Here is a 15,241-nt window from a genome sequence, read left to right on the forward strand (position 1 = left end):
GTGCGCGCGACCCCGGAGCAGGACCGCTTCGCCGCCGACACCGAGCGGTTCCGTCGCGAGCTGCTGGCCCACTGCTACCGCCTGACGGGCTCCGCGCACGACGCCGAGGACCACGTCCAGGAGACCTACCTGCGGGCGTGGCGCGCGTACGCCGGGTTCGAGGGCCGGGCGTCGACGCGCACCTGGCTCTACACGATCGCGACCAACGTCTGCCTGACGGCGTTGCGGTCCCGGCAGCGGCGGCTGCTCCCCTCGGGGCTGGCCGGTCCCCAGCCGGACCCGGACCGTCCGCCCCGCGTGGTGGCCCCGGGCGAGGTCGCCTGGCTCGGGCCGTTGCCGGACGCCTGGATCACCCCGCCCGACGACGACCCGGCGGCGACGGTGGTCGGGCGCGAATCGCTGCGTCTGGCGCTCATCGCGAGCCTCCAGCACCTGCCCGCACGCCAGCGCGCGATCTTCCTGCTGCGGGAGGTCCTGGCCTTCTCCGCGCCCGAGACCGCGGCGGTGCTCGGCGCGAGCACGGCGGCGATCAAGAGCGGCCTCCAACGGGCCCGAGCCCGGTGGGAGGAGCTGGCGCCGAGCCCGGAGGATCTGCTCGAGCCGTCCGACCCGCGGGCCCGGGCCCTGCTCGAGGGCTACGTCGCGGCCTTCGAGCACGCCGACGCCCGCCTGCTCGAGGAGGTCCTCCGCACCGACGCGACGCTGGAGGCGACGCCGTTCCGCGACTGGCAGGCCGGGCGGACGACGTGCCTCCACGTGCTGGACACCTACGTGCTCGGGGCCCCGGGTGACTGGCGGATGACCCCGACCGTCGCCAACGGCCAGCCGGCCGCGACTGTCCACCGCCGCGACGCCGGCGGGGTGCTGCGCGCCGACGGTGTGGTGGTGCTGGCCCCGACCGCGACCGGCCTCGCCCGGGTGGTGAAGTTCCACGACCCGGCGCTGGTCGGGGTGTTCGGGCTGCCGGAGGTCCTGCCCGGCTGACGGGGTGCCCGCTCAGGCGCTCCAGGCCCGGGCGCGCCAGAAGGCGACGAGCACGCGTGCCGCGCGGGCCGGGTCCTCGGCCATCCACCAGTGGCCGAGGCCGTCGAGCACCGTGACGTCGGCGCCCGCGCGCTCGGCCGCCCGGCGGCGGAGCTCCTCGGAACCGCCGAAGGGGTCGGCCGTGGCCACGATCCCGAGACCGGGGCGGCTCGCCAGCGTCGGCAGCCCCGCCCCGAGCTCGGCCATGGCGGGCTGGGCGGCGGAGCGGTAGAGCGCGAGGATCGCGGTCCTCATCTCCTCGCCCTGCACGCCCGCGATCTGCAGGGCCTCGGCGTGCCCGATGCCGAAGCCCTCCATCTGCGCGGCCCGCTGCTCGACGGTCCCGCCGAGCATCTGCTCGAGCTGGGCCTCGCCGTCCCCCGGCGTCTGCCAGGTCTGCGCGAGGTCGTGCCACACGTAGTCCGGCTCGAACAGGCTCAGCGCGTCGCTGGCCCAGCTGCGCACCAGCTCCGGGCGCGCCATGACGGCGGTGACGACGTGCCCGCCGCCCCAGTCGTGCCCCAGGAGGTCGACGGGCCGGTCGATGCGCTCGAGCTCGGCGATCAGCCAGTCGCGGTAGGCCGTGACGGTCGCGGGGAAGCCGGCCGGCAGCGGGGCGCCGAAGCCGGGCGGGGAGAGCCGGACGACGTCGTCGACGCCCGCTCGGGCCAGCTCGGCGACGAGCGGGTCCCACAGCGCCGCGCTCTCCGGATTGCCGTGCACCAGTACCACCGTCATGCCGCCGCATCCTGCTCTCCCGGCGCGGCTGCGGCACGACCGCGGGGACCGTAGCGTGGCCCGGTGCCGTTCCGGATCGTCGATCAAGGCGACCTCACCGTCGGCCGCGGGCCGCATCCCGCCGCTAGCCCGTTCGAGAAGCGCGTCGGCGAGGCGATCGGGATCTCCGCCTTCGGGCTGTACCAGATCGAGCTGCCCGCGGGGGAGGAGACCGTCGCCCACGACCACCGGGACGACGGCGCCGAGGACGCCTACGCGATCACGGGCGGCCACGGCTGGGTGGTGGTCGACGGCGAGGAGACCGCCGTCGCGCCGGGGCAGTTCATCGGGGTGGAGGTGGAGTCGGTCCGCCACCTCCGCGCGGGCCCCGAGGGCATGACCTTCCTCGCGGTCTGCGCCTCGCTCGCCCCCTGACGCCCCGGGTCAGGTGCTGGCCGGGGCGCGGCGGCGTGACGCCGCGGACGACCAACCAGAGGCCGAGCGAGAGCTCCCACGCCGCGATCGGGACGGTGGCCAGGGCCGACCAGGCCGAGAGCGGGCCGTCGAGGCCGACGATCGTCGCCACCTTCGAGGCCAGCAGGATCGGCGCCCCGACGAGACCCAGCAGCGGGATGGCGCGCGGGACGAGGCGGGAGCGGTAGAGCAGGGTGCCGAGCAGGAGCGCGTTGGCGACCGGCGCGAGGCCCTGGCCGAGCAGGAACGTCTGGTCGTACACGGCGACGAGGGCGCGCGCGGTCGGGATCGCCGCGGGACCGCCCGCGAGGTCCCGGCGCAGCCCGACCACCGCGAACAGGGCGACCACCCCGATGACGATCACGGTGGCCTCGACCGTGCGGGAGGCCACGAAGCCGAGCGCCAGTCCCTCGTTCTGCTGCTTCACGACCGGGAACAGCGCGACCGCGGTGCCGATGCACGCGACCGCGACCACCAGCTCGAGCAGCCCACCGACGACCACGGCGGTGTCGGGACCGGGGCCGGTGACGTAGCCCGGTTCGTGCACCGGCCCGTAGAGCCCGAGCACCGGGATCGAGACGAAGGTCGCCAGGTAGAACACCCCGGCCGTGACGGACGTGCGCCGCCACGGGGCCTCCCGGGGACGTCGGGGCGTGTCGGCGGAGACGGTCGCGGTCATGTCGCCCTCCCGGGCCTCGAGAACGGATGCGCTCGAGGGTGGGGGGCGCGTGCCCACCGTCCAACGGACGTTGCCGTTCCCGGGATCGGCGAGTGGGATGCGGGGCGTGGACGGCATGGCCGGCGTCGCCGAGGTCGTCGCCGCGCTCGAGGGGGCGGCGCCCCGGCTCAAGCGGCTGCGCGCGCAGCGGGGCGCGACGCTCGCCGACCTGTCGGCGCGCACGGGTATCTCGAAGAGCACGCTCTCCCGCCTCGAGAACGGGCAGCGGCGCCCGACGCTCGAGCTGTTGCTGGCGCTCTCGCTGACCTATCGGGTGCCGCTCGACGACCTCGTCGGCGCACCGGAGGTGGGCGACCCCCGGATCCGGCTGAAGCCCGGCCAGGTCAAGGGCCGCACCGTCGTCCCGCTCACGGCGCAGCCCGGGGGCGTGCAGGCGTGGAAGATCGTCGTGCCGGTCACCAAGATCGACGCCGTGCTGCGCAGCCACGAGGGCCACGAGTGGCTCTACGTGCTGTCCGGGCGCCTGCGGCTGCTGCTGGACGGCGAGGACCTCGTCCTGAGTCCGGGGGAGATCGCCGAGTTCGACACGAGCGTGCCGCACTGGTTCGGCAGTACGGGCGACGAGCCGGCCGAGCTGCTCAGCATCTTCCGGCGCCCGGGCGAGCGGATGGTCGTCCGGACGACCCGCGCAGCGGTGCCGGACCCGATCAGGCCTGCGCCCACCCGGACACGACGGCGAGCGCCTCGGCGTCCGGCGGGTTGACGCCGGGCTCCGCGGCGGCCGGGCCCACCGCGGCCTCGCGCCGCGCCGCATCGGGGGAGGTCAGCGCGTGGAGGTGGTCGACGAGCGACCACAGGTAGCCCTTGGGGTCGCGGCGGCCGCCGGGCTTGCGGCCGAGCGCGGTGCGCAGCGTGTCGGTGGCGTCCCGCTCGCTGTCGGGCACCCACTGCGCGTCGACGCCGCGCAGGAGCCGGTCGAGGTCCGGTTCCCGCAGGCGGCCGTCGGCGGCGAGGAGGGCGAGGGAGTCGAGTACCCGGGCCCGGGAGCCGCCGCCGTCGTCGTCGACCATGGCGCACCAGGTCACGGCCGTGCCGACGGTGGTCGCGGTCTCGGGGTCGAGGTCGCCCTCGCGCCACCAGTCGCCGAGCGTGCCGGCCCAGGGGCGGCGCTCGTCGCGGTCGTCCGAGGACAGCGCGTGCAGGAGCTGGCGGAGGCGCTCGAGATCGGGTGTGGCTGGCATCGACGTGATCCTGTCAGCGCACCCCCACCGGTGTCAGCCGGAGCGTCTGTCAGGCTGGTGGACGCCTGGCGAACGCCATGTCCCGACGCTGACACCACAGCCTCGCGGGCAGGCCGCGCCCGGCATCCCCCCGCGCGGCGCACGGCCGGTCTCGCGATGTCCGTCCAGGGAGAGGCCCATGCCCGAGCTCGAGCACACCGCCGACGTCGACGACCTCGACACGCCCCCGGTCGGCTTCCCGTCCCTGTCGGCGTGGCTGCGCGACCGGGACGTCGTCGAGCTCGCGGGCGTCGCCCGCGACGCGCGCCTCACCGGTGGCTCCTTCGGCCGCCACCTCCGCGAGCGCGCCTGAGTCCGCCCTCAGATCGGGTCCAGCCGCGCCCGGAGCAGGCAGAACTCGTTGCCCTCCGGGTCGGCCAGGACGTGCCACTGCTCGTCCCCGGTCTGCCCGACGTCGGCCGGCCGCGCACCCAGCGCCAGGAGCCGCTCGAGCTCGGCGTCCTGGTCGCGGTCGGTGGCGTTGAGGTCGATGTGCAGGCGCGGCTTGGCCGGCTCCGGCTCGTCGCAGCGGCTCAGGATGATCGTCGGCTGCGGACCGCCGAACCCCTCGCGCGTCCCGATCTCCACCGAGCCGTCGTCCTCGCGGTCGAGCACGACGAAGTCGAGGACCTCGCACCAGAACCGGGCCAGCAGCTCGGGGTCGCGGCAGTCGAGCACGAGCTCACCGATGCGGCACGCCACGGGACCTCCTCGTCGGACGGGGACGGCCCGGAGTGTGTCACCGGGGATGGTGAGGGCGGTCCCGCCGGCTCGTGGAGGGAACCGACGGGACCTGAGCTGACCCTGGCCCGCGGGCGTCCTGTCAGCCTGGCCGCGACGTACCCGGCCGGTCCGGTCGCCGAACCGTCGCGGTCGGGCAGGACGGTCAGGGGCTGCGCAGCTGCCAGTCGGCGCGGTCGGTGAGACGGGGGCGGTCGTCGGACCCGGCGCCCCACGCGAGGTCCAGCGCGGCGACGCCCCGGGAGACGACGACCTGCCGGAAGTCGGCGTAGTGCCGGCGCTCGGCGACGTCGACGCCCTCGGCGGCGTCGAGCAGCCGCACGAGCGCCCACAGGCCGACGTACCGCACCTCCCAGGCGACGACGAGGCCCAGGGCCATCACCGCCACCGCGACGAGCACCGCCACTGCTGCTCCTCCGGCCACTGACGTCTCCCGACGTCGGCAGCATCGCCGGGCGGCGGGGTCCCGTTACGGCGCGTGCTCACGCCTGACCGCCGGCCTCGGCTGAGAAGGTCCGTTGGCCCGTTCGGGGTAGAACGTCCACCCTCCCGGGGGTGGTACCGACCGCTCATCCTGCCCGAGGGCGGCGGTCGCCGGACCGGGCGCCCGGAGCTCTCAGCTCCGGGCGCCCGCGCGTGGCGCGCCCTTAGCGTCGCGCCGTCGATCGACGAGCAGGAGGTGGCGGCGTGGCGACCGACGTCGCGGAGCAGGCGGGACCGGCCGGGGGCACCACCAGCGCGGTGGTGACCACGGAGCTGGCCGTCACCGGCATGACGTGCGGGACGTGCGCCGCGCGGATCCAGCGACGGCTGGGACGACTGCCCGGCGTCGAGGCGAGCGTCAACTACGCCTCGGGCCGCGCGCGGGTCACCCACCCGCCCGAGCAGGACCCGGCCGAGCTGGTGGCCGCGGTGACGGCGCTGGGCTTCGGCGCCACCCCGGCCGCGCCCCTCGTGCCGCCCGGGTCGGCGTCCGTCCCCGCACCGCGCAGCGCCCCCGAGGACGGGCCGCGCCCCGCCCCGCCGGCGGTCGCGGCGGAGGCGCCCGACCCCGAGCTCTCCGTGCTGCGCCACCGCGCGCTGGTCTGCCTCGCCCTGACGATCCCGGTCATCGCCGTGTCGATGAACCCGGCCTGGCAGTTCCGGTACTGGCAGTGGTTCTGCCTGGTGCTCGCCGCGCCGGTCGTCATCTGGGGCGGCTGGCGCTTCCACAGCGCGGCCGCCCGCCACCTGCGCCACCTGTCCGCGACGATGGACACGCTCGTCTCCGTCGGCACGCTCGCGGCGTTCGGCTGGTCGCTGTGGACCCTGTTCTTCGGCGGCGCCGGCCTGGGCGGCATGCGCCACGGCATCTACCTGATCCCCCAGCCCGACCAGTTCGACGGCTCGCGGACCATCTACCTGGAGACCGCCGCGGCGATCACCACCGCGGCCCTGCTCGGGCGCTGGATCGAGCGGCGCGGCCGGCGCCGGGCGCTCGGGGTGTCGGCGGCACTGATGGCGCCGCCGGCGGCGGAGGCCCGCGTGGTCGTCGCGGACCGGGAGCTGCCGGTGCCGGTCGACCGGGTGCAGCCCGGCGACCGCGTCGCGGTCGCGGCCGGCGAGACATTCCCGGTGGACGGCCGGGTCGTCGAGGGCCGCTCGAGCATCGACGCCGGCGCCATGACCGGCGAGTCGACGCCGGTCGACGTCGAGCCGGGCGCCGAGGTGCTCGCCGGCACCCGCAACGAGATCGCCCGCGTCGTCGTGGAGACCACCCGTGCCGCCGGCGACACGCAGTGGGCCCGCATGGCCCGGCGCGTGCAGTCCGCGCAGGAGGGCAAGACCGCGATCCAGCGCCTCGCCGACCGCGTGTCGACCTGGTTCGTGCCCGTGGTGATGCTCGTGGCGCTGTTCACCCTGCTGTTCTGGGGCGTCTCCGGCGAGGGCTGGGGCTTCGCGGTCGCCGCCGGGATGGCGGTGCTCGTCGTCGCGTGCCCGTGCGCACTGGGCCTCGCGACGCCGACCGCGCTCGCCGTCGCCACCGGCCGCGGCGCCCAGCTCGGGATCCTCCTGCGCGGGCCCGAGGTCCTCGAGTCGACGCGTCGGGTCGACACGATCGTGCTGGACAAGACCGGCACGGTGACGACCGGCCGCATGACGCTGCGCGTCCTCACCACCACCGGCGGGGTCGGGCGCGACGAGGTGCTCGCCCGCGCCGGTGCCCTCGAGGCCCGCCTCGAGCACCCGGTCGCCCGCGCGATCGCCGCCGCGGCCCGCGACGCGGTACCGGTGGCCCTGGGCCGGGCCGACGTCGCCGACGTCGCGGCCCTCGACGGCCTCGGGGTGACCGGCACGGTCGACGGGGTCCGCGTGCTCGCGGGGCGCCGGCGGCTGTTCGACGAGCACGGCGTGGCGGTCCCGGCGGACATGGACGCGGCCCTCGACGACGCCGCGCGCCGCGGGGCGACGACGGTGCTCCTGGCGTGGTCCGACGGTGCCGACCCGGACGGGGCGCTGCGCACCCGCGCGGTGCTCGCCGTCGCCGACACCGTGCGCGAGGGCTCGGCGGACGCCGTGGCCGAGATGCGCTCGCGCGGGCTGCGCCCGGTGCTGCTCACCGGCGACAACCCGGCCGCCGCGCAGGCCGTCGCCGCCGAGGTCGGGATCGACCCGCGCGACGTCGTCGCCGAGGTGCTGCCCACGGAGAAGGCCGACGAGGTCCGCCGGCTGCAGGAGGGCGGGGCGACCGTCGCGATGGTCGGCGACGGCGTCAACGACGCGGCCGCGCTCGCGCAGTCGGACCTCGGCGTGGCCATGGGCACCGGCACGGCGATGGCCATCGAGGCCGGCGACGTCACGCTCGTGCGCGACGACCTGCGCGCGGTGCCCGACGCCCTGCGCCTGGCCCGCCGCACGCTCTCGACGATCCGGGGCAACCTGTTCTGGGCGTTCGCCTACAACGTCGCGGCGCTGCCGCTGGCGGTGTCGGGGCTGCTCAACCCCATGATCGCCGGGGTGACGATGGCGCTGTCGAGCGTCTTCGTCGTCGGCAACAGCCTGCGGCTGCGCCGCTTCCGTCCCTGAGCGTTCCCCGCCGCGTTTCCCTGCGCCCACGATCGGCAACGCCTCGCTGTCACGACGCAGTGGGGCGCCGGAAGGGGTGCACGTGGAGCAGGACCCGGAGCAGCTGGCCAAGTCCATCTCGGAGGTGGCCTCGCAGGGCGGCCACCGGCTGGCGATCGTCGAGTCGCTGACCGGCGGGCTGGTCTGCAGCGACCTGGCCGCCTCGCCGGGCTCGAGCGAGTGGTTCCGCGGCGGCGTCGTCGCCTACGACCGCACGACCAAGCACGGCACGCTCGGCGTGCCCGACGGCCCGGTGGTGTCCGAGCCGGCGGTGCGGGCGATGTCCGAGAAGGCGGCCCAGCTGCTCGACGCCGACCTGACCCTGGCCGTCAGCGGCGCCGGGGGGCCCGAGCCGCAGGACGACCAGCCCCCGGGCACGGTCTGGTTCGCGATCACCGACCACGGCGAGACCGAGGCCTGGCGGGAGCAGACCGAGTCCGACGACCCGCAGGACGTGCTGCGGCACACGCGGGTCCGGTCGCTCCAGGCGCTGCTCAAGCACCTGCAGGAGCAGTAGCGCACGATGTCCGGCGTGGACCACGTCGTCTGGGACTGGAACGGGACGCTGCTCGCCGACGTGCACCTGGTCGTCGAGGCGTCGAACGCGGGGCTCGTCGCGGTCGGCGAGCAGGGCACGCTCGACCTCGAGCGCTACCGCTCGACGTTCCGCCGCCCGCTGCGGGAGTTCTACGGCGACCTCGTCGGGCGCGAGGTCGACGACGCCGAGTGGGCGCGGATGAACGCCGAGTTCGGTGCCCACTACCTCGGTGCCGAACCGGCGCTCCCGCTGGCCGCGGGCGCCCTCGAGGCCCTCGAGCGGTTCGCGGACGCAGGCCTGGGCCAGTCGGTGCTGAGCATGCTCGCCCACGACGAGCTGCACGCGACGCTGGGCCGGCGCGGGCTGCACGACTGGTTCGCGCGCGTCGACGGCGACCACCACCACGACGGGCGCAGCAAGGCGGCCGCGCTGGCGACGCACCTCGAGGTGCTCGGCCTCGACCCGGCCCGGGTCGTGCTCGTCGGCGACACGCTCGACGACGCGGCGGCGACCGCCGCGGTGGGCAGCGCGTGCGTGCTGGTGGCCGAGCACTCCACCCACCACGAGGCCGACCTGCGGGCGGTCGCGCCGGCCGTCGCGACCCTGCCCGAGGCCGTCGAACACGTGCTCGGGCCGGTCAGCGGTGGGCGCGGCGCACCCGCCAGGCGGTGACGGCGACGACGGCGAGGGCGAGGACCGCCAGCAGCACGCCGTCGGGCACCCGGGTCCCCAGGACGCTCACCGCGTCCTCCGCGCGGGCCGCCGTGGCCGGGTCCGCGCCGACCAGCCCCGCGGTGCCGTCCGCGACGAGGAAGAGCACGCCGACGCCGACGAACAGCAGGCCCGACACCGTCGACGTGCTGTGCAGCCGCAGCGGCCCGACCCGCAGCTCGCGGCCCCGCAGCCAGCGGCGCCGCCCCAGGTCGAACCGCTGCCAGAGCGCGGCGAGCACGAACGCCGGCACGGTCATGCCCAGGCCGTAGACGGCGAGCAGGGCCGCGCCGCGCAGCGGCTCGCCGCCCGCCGCGGCGACGGTGAGCACGGCGCCGAGGATCGGCCCCGAGCAGAACCCGGCGAGCCCGTAGACCGCGCCCAGCCCGGCCGTCGCCACCCACGTCCCGCGGGTGGCGAAGCGCTGCTGGGCCCGCGCGGCCGGGGCGAGCGCCCAGCCGCCGCCGAGGATCTGGACGACGCCGAGCGCGATGACGACGAGCCCGGCGACCAGGACGACCGTGGCCCGGTGCCCGGTGAGCAGCCCGGCCAGCGCCGACGATCCGGCGCCGAGGGGCACGAGCACGGCGAGCAGCCCGGCGAGGAACACCCCGGTGCGGGCGAGGAGCTCGGTGCGGCCCGCGACCGCGTAGGCGAGGAACGACGGCAGCAGCAGCGCGCTGCACGGGCTCACGAGCGCGAGGACGCCGCCGGCGAAGGCCGCGAGGTAGCCGATGTCGAGCACGTCAGCGGGCGCGCGCGAGGGCGTCGTCGAGCGCCGCGGTGAAGGTCGGCAGGGGCTGCGCCCCGAAGATCAGCCGGTCGCCGACGACGAAGCTGGGGACGCCCCCGACGCCGAGCCGGGCACCGAGCGCCTGGTCGGCGCGGACGGCCTGCTCGGTGCGGGGGTCGGCGTAGTCGCGGCGGAAGCGGTCGACGTCGAGCCCGAGCCGGCCCGCGACGGCCTCGAGGGACGCGTCGGTGACGTCGCCCCGGTTCTCCGGCGGCTGGTCGCGGTAGAGCGCGGTGTGGAAGTCCCAGAAGCGGCCCTGCGCACCCGCGGCCCGGGCCGCGCGGGCGGCGAGGACGGACTCGGGACCGAGGTAGGCGAAGTCGTGCCACTCGATCCGCACCAGGCCGGCGTCGACGTAGCGCCGGATGAGCTCCGGTTCCGTCGTCGTGGCGTAGAGGCGGCAGAAGGGGCACTGGAAGTCGCCCCACTCGGCCATCACCACGGGCGCGTCGGGGCGCCCGAGGGCGAGCGGGTCTCCGGCGTCGCGGCGGGGGACGTCGAGGCGGGCCTGGGCCTGCGGGTCGGCGGCCGGCGGCGGGGCGCCGTCCGGGGCGGACCGCAGCAGCAGCGGCAGCCCGAGGACCGCGAGCACGACGAGGGCGACGACGCCGCCGAGCAGCGCGCGCCGCCGGGTGGCGGTGCCGGAGGGGGTGCCGGTGGTGGGCATGCACCGACCGTCGCACGGGGCCGCCCGGACCGCGCGCGTTGCGCCGGGCGGACCCGCGGGCGACGTACGCTGCGGGTGTGGCCGTGCCGTCCGCTCCGTCCCCGGTGCCCGCCTACGACCGGGTCGTCCTCGTCTACAACCCGCAGAGCAGCGGTGACGGCGAGCGGCGCGCGACGCGGTGCCGCCGGGAGCTGCAGACGCAGGCGCCGCAGCTGGCGGTGGTCGAGGTGCCCACGGAGTACGCCGGGCACGCGCGCGTCATCGCGGAGTCCGAGGCCCGGCGGGGCCGCACGCTCGTCGTCTCGGTCAGCGGCGACGGCGGCTACCAGGAGGTCGTCGAGGGCGTCATGGCCGCGGGCGACGGCGCGTACTCCGGCGCGGTCGCGGCCGTGCTGCCCGCGGGCAACGCCAACGACCACCACCGCGCCATCGCCCGGCGCCCGCTCGCGCAGGCCATCGCGGCCGGCGACGTGCGGCGTCTCGACCTGCTGCGCATCACCATCGCCGGCGAGGACCGCCCACGGTGGGCGCACTCCTACTGCGGGCTCGGCATCACGCCGACGGTGGCGCTCGAGCTCGAGCGCCGCGGCAAGGGCTCCCTGCGCGAGATCGTCACCACCATCCGCGCGTTCTCCCGCTTCCACCCGTTCGCGATCGACGTGGAGGGCGAGGGGCCGCGGCGCTTCGACAGCCTCATCCTCGCCAACACCACCGAGATGGCGAAGTACGTGACGCTCTCGGACGACGGCGACCCGGCCGACGGGCAGTTCGAGGTCATCACGCTGCCGCACCGGTCGAAGCTGCGCCTGCTCGCGTTCGCGGTGCGCGCCTCCGTCCGGGGCCTGGGTCCGCAGCCGCACACCGACCGCTTCGCGTTCACCACGCTCAAGCCGATGCCGGTGCAGCTCGACGGCGAGGTGCTCGACCTCGCGGCCGACCGACAGGTCACCGTCGCGATCGCCCCCGGCGCGCTGGCGACGGTCGTGTGACCGGCCCGCTGGCCGACGCCCGCGCCGAGACCGTCGCCCGGGTCGCGGCGCTCGAGGCCCAGCTGGCCGGGATCGTCGAGACCGCCTCGGCGAGCTCCGGCGACGACGAGCACGACCCCGAGGGCCAGACGATCGCCTTCGACCGTGCCCAGGTCGCGGCCCTGCTCGCGGCCGCCCGCCACGACCTCGCCGAGATCACCGCCGCGGAGGGCCGCGTCGCCGCCGGCACGTACGGCACCTGCGAGCGCTGCGGCCGCCCGATCGCCCCCGAACGCCTCGAGGCCCGCCCCGCCGCCCGCACCTGTGTCACCTGCGCCTGACCTCCACGTGCGTGATCTTCTGAGCTATCGCTCAGAAGATCACGCACGAGGCTAGGGGCGGCGGAACGCGACCGAGGGGTCGCGGACGGGGCGGGGGCCGGCGGCCGCGGCGAAGCGCTCCCGGGCCGCGCGGGCCGTGTCGCCGTCCTCGCGCAGCCCCGGCGCCAGGGCGTCGCGCACCGGACCCAGCAGGAGCTTGCGGTCGACGTCCACCACGGCCGACAGCCGCAGGTGCGCCCGCATCCAGCCGGTCAGCCGCTCCTCGTCGGCCGTCGTGAGCACGACCTCGGCGGCCCACGTCGGGGCGAGCGCGAGGTCGTCGAGCAGCAGGCCGGCGAGCGCGCGGCGGATCGCCGAGACCCCGGTGCGGTAGAGGTCCTGACGCGTGACGCGGTTGCGCAGCATCGTCGCGTCGCCGACGTCGAGGAGGACCCAGCCCGGGTCGGTGGGATGGGCCGGTCCACGGGCGGGCACGTCCGTCCCCCACCAGGCGACCAGCCCCGCGTCCCGCCCCAGGGCGTCCACGGCCTCGTCGAGCGGCGCCAGGGGCGCGGTCAGGGCGCGCACGGCCTCGTCGGGGGTCACGCCGCCACCCTGCCCCGCGGCCGCAGCGCCCCCGCCAGCAGGAACGCGACGACCGCCGCGCCCGGCACGAGCACGAGCCCGGCGCCGACCGACACCGAGTCCGCGACCGCCCCGATGACCGGCGGGAACGTCAGGAAGCCCAGGCGCGCGAGCCAGCCGACCACCGCGATCCCGTCGCCGGGCCGCACACCCGGCACGCGTCCGGCGGCGGCGAAGCCGAGCGGGAAGAGCGTCGAGACCCCGAGGCCGGTCAGCGCGTAGCCGACGACGGCCGCGACGGGGTGGGCGACGAGCAGGGCCGCGCCCATCGCGACGGCCGCCAGCGCTGCCCCGGCCCGCGCGACGACCACGGCGCCGAGGCGGTCGACCAGCCGGTCGCCGGCGAGGCGCCCCAGGGTCATGAACGCCTGGAACGCCACGAACGGCAGGCCGGCGACGAACGCCCCGCCGCCGAGGTCGTCGCGCACGTAGAGGGCGCCCCACGACGCGGCGGAGTCCTCGATCCCGCCCGACGCCACGAGCAGCGCGGCCAGCGCCAGCAGCGGCCCGGCCCCGACGACCACGGCGCGCAGGGGGCCCCGCCGGCCGGCGTCGGCGGTGTCGTCCTCGGCCTCCGGCTCGGGCCCCGGCAGCGCCCACCGCCAGGCCATGACGGAGACCACGACCAGCACCACCGCCACGACGCCGAGGTGCACGAGCAGCGGCACGCCCAGCGCGGCCGCCGCGGCGCCGAGCAGGCCCGCCCCCACCGCGGCCATGCTCCACACGGCGTGCAGGCCGTTGACGATCGAGCGCCCGTAGCCGGTCTGGACGCGCAGGCCGTGGGCGTTCATCCCCGCGTCGGCCCAGGCGTCGGTCAGGCCGAGGACGAACAGCGCCGCGGCCAGCGCCCACCACCCCGGCGCGAGCGCCACCGCGGGCAGCAGCACCGCCCCGGCGAGACCGACGCCGGCGCCGACGCGGCCGCTGCCGACCCGGGCGATCAGGGGGCCGGCGAGCACGCCGAACAGCAGCGCCGCCGCCGGGAACGCGGCGATCGCGGTGCCCAGCTCGGCGTTGCTGAGCCCGAGCTCGTCGCGCAGCGTGGGGAAGCGCGGGACGACGCTGTTGTACGTCGCCCCGTTGACGACGAACATCCCCACGACCGCGACCCGGGCCCGGCGCAGGCCGGGCGTCGTCGTGGGGGTCACGGGCTCCACGTCGTCGACCGCCGGGCGACCTCGTAGATCTGCGCGACGGCGAGGTCGGACAGCGGCGCCCCGAACGCCGAGAGCAGCCGCGGCAGCTGCCCGAGGCGCGTCACCGTCACCCCGCGCGGGCGGCCGGTCCCGGACATGATCGCGCCGACGATCGCGATCACCGGGTGGACCGCCGGGGGGTCCAGCGTCTCGGTCGCCCCGGCCGCGCGGGCGAGCGCGATCGACACGCGCTCGCCGGCCTCGATCCCGACGCGGCGGCGCCGGTCGAGGTCGAGCACCGTGCCGCCACCGAGGTCCACCGACCGGTGGTCGAGCACCGCGCGCCCGCCCGGGATGTTGGCGACCTCGATGAGGAACACCCCCGGCGGGCCGATGAGGACGTGGTCGATGACGACGTGTGCCGGCTCTTCCGCGAACGCCATCGGCACCGTGTGCAGGATTCGCCAGCGCGCCCCGCGGCCGCGGCGCAGTGCCGGGGTGCGGGTGAGCTTGCCCAGGGCCTCGGCGACCGCGTGCTGGCCCTCGGCCCGCAGCCGGTACGGGCGGTCGGCGCCCGGCCCGTCCAGCGCCCGGGCGTTCGCAGCCTCCTCGGCGAGGCCGTGGCCCGGCAGGTGCAGCGCGAGGTCGTCGAAGCCGGGGTCCCAGCCGCCGACCGGCGGCTCGGCACCCGCGGAGATCGCCGCGGGCTCGGCGACCTCGGCCGGGCTGCCGATCGGCGGCATGCTGTTCTGCCACAGCCAGGCGTTGGCCTCCTGGACGAACCGCTCGCGGTAGCCCGCGGGTACGTCGTGGGCCTCGCGGGTGACCAGGTCGAGGTGCCCGAGCGGGAGCCCGTCGGCGGAGGAGACGTAGAGCCGGTCGGATCCGGGCCGGCGACGGCGGCGGGCCGCCATCAGCCCGCCCGCTCGGCGTGCTCGAGCCAGCGCGAGATCCGCTCGTGCTCGCTGCCGGTGAGGCCGCGGATGCCGGTCACCACCGACCGCTCGATGCCGCCGCCGAGCAGCGGGATCGCGGCGGTGATGGCCAGGTCGACGGCGAGCCGGCTGTGGCCGTCGCCCGCGGGGGCGACGCTCATCGTGCCGTCGGCGCCGATGGGCGTGCCCGGCACGGCCACGCGGGCGCGGCCGTCGCAGCGCCGCGGCGTCAGCCGCCACTCCTCGGTGCGCTCGATGACGAGCACGCCCGAGAGCAGGCGCTCGACGACGGAGGGCACCTGCCCCGGCGGCACGGGCTGGCGCAGCACGACGCGCACGCGGTCGTCCCGGCGCTCGAACGCGAGCACCTCGATGCACCCGGATCCGTCGACGTCGAGCTTCACGCGGTGGAACTCGGGGTCGGCGAGCGCGGCCGCGAAGGCGGGGACGCCGTGCGGGTAGTCGCGGCTCAGCGACAGCCGGGTGCTCACGGGCGCCGAGGGTAA

The 15,241-nt window shown here is 76.7% G+C and carries 20 protein-coding genes; 9 read left to right on the plus strand and 11 right to left on the minus strand.

The genetic code is table 11. The features are described 5' to 3' along the window. Nucleotides 1-984: an RNA polymerase subunit sigma-70 gene (locus ABD994_RS01640; RefSeq protein WP_345410594.1), complete on the plus strand. Its 984-nt coding sequence runs from the start codon at nt 1-3 to the stop codon at nt 982-984. Between the two features lie 12 nt (nt 985-996). Here the strand turns inward: ABD994_RS01640 and ABD994_RS01645 are convergent, their stop codons facing one another. Continuing rightward, on the minus strand, nt 997-1,761 hold the full coding sequence (locus ABD994_RS01645) for an alpha/beta fold hydrolase (RefSeq protein ID WP_345410595.1): 765 nt from the start codon (nt 1,759-1,761) through the stop codon (nt 997-999). 63 nt (nt 1,762-1,824) lie between these two features. Here ABD994_RS01645 and ABD994_RS01650 point away from each other — a divergent pair, with 63 nt between their 5' ends. Beyond that, entirely contained in the window at nt 1,825-2,175 is a 351-nt protein-coding gene (locus ABD994_RS01650) for a cupin domain-containing protein (RefSeq protein WP_345410596.1), read from the plus strand. Here the strand turns inward: ABD994_RS01650 and ABD994_RS01655 are convergent. Continuing rightward, nucleotides 2,084-2,893, minus strand: a complete 810-nt coding sequence (locus ABD994_RS01655; RefSeq protein WP_345410597.1) for a DUF4386 domain-containing protein — start codon at nt 2,891-2,893, stop codon at nt 2,084-2,086. The two genes, ABD994_RS01650 and ABD994_RS01655, sit on opposite strands and share 92 nt — an antisense overlap. A gap of 115 nt (nt 2,894-3,008) precedes the next feature. Here ABD994_RS01655 and ABD994_RS01660 point away from each other — a divergent pair, with 115 nt between their 5' ends. After that, nucleotides 3,009-3,656 (plus strand): helix-turn-helix domain-containing protein, encoded by a 648-nt coding sequence (locus ABD994_RS01660; protein WP_345410737.1) that lies wholly within the window; start codon nt 3,009-3,011, stop codon nt 3,654-3,656. Here ABD994_RS01660 and ABD994_RS01665 read toward each other — a convergent pair. Continuing rightward, nucleotides 3,601-4,134, minus strand: coding sequence for a hypothetical protein (locus ABD994_RS01665; protein WP_345410598.1), 534 nt, complete (start codon nt 4,132-4,134; stop codon nt 3,601-3,603). The genes ABD994_RS01660 and ABD994_RS01665 overlap by 56 nt on opposite strands. A gap of 178 nt (nt 4,135-4,312) precedes the next feature. Here ABD994_RS01665 and ABD994_RS01670 point away from each other — a divergent pair, with 178 nt between their 5' ends. Continuing rightward, nucleotides 4,313-4,486 (plus strand): hypothetical protein, encoded by a 174-nt coding sequence (locus ABD994_RS01670; protein WP_345410599.1) that lies wholly within the window; start codon nt 4,313-4,315, stop codon nt 4,484-4,486. Between the two features lie 8 nt (nt 4,487-4,494). On the opposite strand, the gene ABD994_RS01675 is transcribed toward ABD994_RS01670, so the two are convergent. Both ABD994_RS01675 and ABD994_RS01680 read right to left on the minus strand, forming a co-directional pair. Continuing rightward, entirely contained in the window at nt 4,495-4,875 is a 381-nt protein-coding gene (locus ABD994_RS01675) for a VOC family protein (protein ID WP_345410600.1), read from the minus strand. Between the two features lie 184 nt (nt 4,876-5,059). Further along, nucleotides 5,060-5,320, minus strand: coding sequence for a hypothetical protein (locus tag ABD994_RS01680; RefSeq protein WP_345410601.1), 261 nt, complete (start codon nt 5,318-5,320; stop codon nt 5,060-5,062). Between the two features lie 281 nt (nt 5,321-5,601). On the opposite strand from ABD994_RS01680, the gene ABD994_RS01685 reads away from it, so the two are divergent. The 3 genes from ABD994_RS01685 (at nt 5,602) to ABD994_RS01695 (ending at nt 9,229) form a co-directional block, all read left to right on the plus strand. Beyond that, nucleotides 5,602-7,980, plus strand: a complete 2,379-nt coding sequence (locus tag ABD994_RS01685; protein WP_345410602.1) for a heavy metal translocating P-type ATPase — start codon at nt 5,602-5,604, stop codon at nt 7,978-7,980. A gap of 82 nt (nt 7,981-8,062) precedes the next feature. After that, on the plus strand, nt 8,063-8,536 hold the full coding sequence (locus ABD994_RS01690; protein ID WP_345410603.1) for a CinA family protein: 474 nt from the start codon (nt 8,063-8,065) through the stop codon (nt 8,534-8,536). Between the two features lie 15 nt (nt 8,537-8,551). Further along, nucleotides 8,552-9,229: an HAD family hydrolase gene (locus tag ABD994_RS01695; protein ID WP_345410604.1), complete on the plus strand. Its 678-nt coding sequence runs from the start codon at nt 8,552-8,554 to the stop codon at nt 9,227-9,229. Here the strand turns inward: ABD994_RS01695 and ABD994_RS01700 are convergent. Together ABD994_RS01700 and ABD994_RS01705 are read right to left on the minus strand one after the other, a co-directional pair. Further along, a complete protein-coding gene (locus ABD994_RS01700) occupies nt 9,195-10,013 on the minus strand; it encodes a cytochrome c biogenesis CcdA family protein (RefSeq protein ID WP_345410605.1) in 819 nt (272 codons plus the stop codon). The genes ABD994_RS01695 and ABD994_RS01700 overlap by 35 nt on opposite strands. A gap of 1 nt (nt 10,014) precedes the next feature. Then, entirely contained in the window at nt 10,015-10,728 is a 714-nt protein-coding gene (locus ABD994_RS01705) for a DsbA family protein (RefSeq protein ID WP_345410606.1), read from the minus strand. Between the two features lie 77 nt (nt 10,729-10,805). Between ABD994_RS01705 and ABD994_RS01710 the strand changes: the two genes are divergently transcribed. After that, nucleotides 10,806-11,717, plus strand: coding sequence for a diacylglycerol/lipid kinase family protein (locus tag ABD994_RS01710; RefSeq protein ID WP_345410607.1), 912 nt, complete (start codon nt 10,806-10,808; stop codon nt 11,715-11,717). Beyond that, nucleotides 11,714-12,037, plus strand: a complete 324-nt coding sequence (locus ABD994_RS01715) for a TraR/DksA family transcriptional regulator (RefSeq protein WP_345410608.1) — start codon at nt 11,714-11,716, stop codon at nt 12,035-12,037. Before ABD994_RS01710 ends, ABD994_RS01715 begins: the two co-directional genes overlap by 4 nt. A gap of 51 nt (nt 12,038-12,088) precedes the next feature. Here ABD994_RS01715 and ABD994_RS01720 read toward each other — a convergent pair whose 3' ends face one another. Genes ABD994_RS01720 through ABD994_RS01735 form a run of 4 tightly spaced genes read right to left on the minus strand, consistent with a single transcriptional unit; the run spans nt 12,089 to nt 15,226 of the window. Next, on the minus strand, nt 12,089-12,622 hold the full coding sequence (locus tag ABD994_RS01720; protein WP_345410609.1) for a hypothetical protein: 534 nt from the start codon (nt 12,620-12,622) through the stop codon (nt 12,089-12,091). Then, the gene (locus tag ABD994_RS01725) at nt 12,619-13,812 is read right to left on the minus strand and encodes an MFS transporter (RefSeq protein WP_345410610.1); all 1,194 of its coding nucleotides are present in this window, start codon (nt 13,810-13,812) and stop codon (nt 12,619-12,621) included. Before ABD994_RS01725 ends, ABD994_RS01720 begins: the two co-directional genes overlap by 4 nt. Continuing rightward, a complete protein-coding gene (locus ABD994_RS01730) occupies nt 13,809-14,714 on the minus strand; it encodes a nuclease-related domain-containing protein (RefSeq protein ID WP_345410611.1) in 906 nt (301 codons plus the stop codon). The genes ABD994_RS01725 and ABD994_RS01730 overlap by 4 nt, the downstream gene beginning before the upstream one ends. Further along, on the minus strand, nt 14,714-15,226 hold the full coding sequence (locus ABD994_RS01735; RefSeq protein ID WP_345410612.1) for a DUF2505 domain-containing protein: 513 nt from the start codon (nt 15,224-15,226) through the stop codon (nt 14,714-14,716). Before ABD994_RS01735 ends, ABD994_RS01730 begins: the two co-directional genes overlap by 1 nt. Between the last annotated feature and the right edge of the window lie 15 nt (nt 15,227-15,241).

Source organism: Actinomycetospora chlora (assembly GCF_039542135.1).
Lineage (GTDB): Bacteria > Actinomycetota > Actinomycetes > Mycobacteriales > Pseudonocardiaceae > Actinomycetospora > Actinomycetospora chlora.

What these genes read in the sequence shown, in the direction of transcription:
- ABD994_RS01645 (WP_345410595.1), bottom strand. Translation starts at nt 1,761, where the DNA reads ATGACGGTGGTACTGGTGCACGGCAATCCGGAGAGCGCGGCGCTGTGG.
- ABD994_RS01655 (WP_345410597.1), bottom strand. Translation starts at nt 2,893, where the DNA reads ATGACCGCGACCGTCTCCGCCGACACGCCCCGACGTCCCCGGGAGGCC.
- ABD994_RS01660 (WP_345410737.1), top strand. Translation starts at nt 3,009, where the DNA reads ATGGCCGGCGTCGCCGAGGTCGTCGCCGCGCTCGAGGGGGCGGCGCCC.
- ABD994_RS01665 (WP_345410598.1), bottom strand. Translation starts at nt 4,134, where the DNA reads ATGCCAGCCACACCCGATCTCGAGCGCCTCCGCCAGCTCCTGCACGCG.
- ABD994_RS01670 (WP_345410599.1), top strand. Translation starts at nt 4,313, where the DNA reads ATGCCCGAGCTCGAGCACACCGCCGACGTCGACGACCTCGACACGCCC.
- ABD994_RS01705 (WP_345410606.1), bottom strand. Translation starts at nt 10,728, where the DNA reads ATGCCCACCACCGGCACCCCCTCCGGCACCGCCACCCGGCGGCGCGCG.
- ABD994_RS01730 (WP_345410611.1), bottom strand. Translation starts at nt 14,714, where the DNA reads ATGGCGGCCCGCCGCCGTCGCCGGCCCGGATCCGACCGGCTCTACGTC.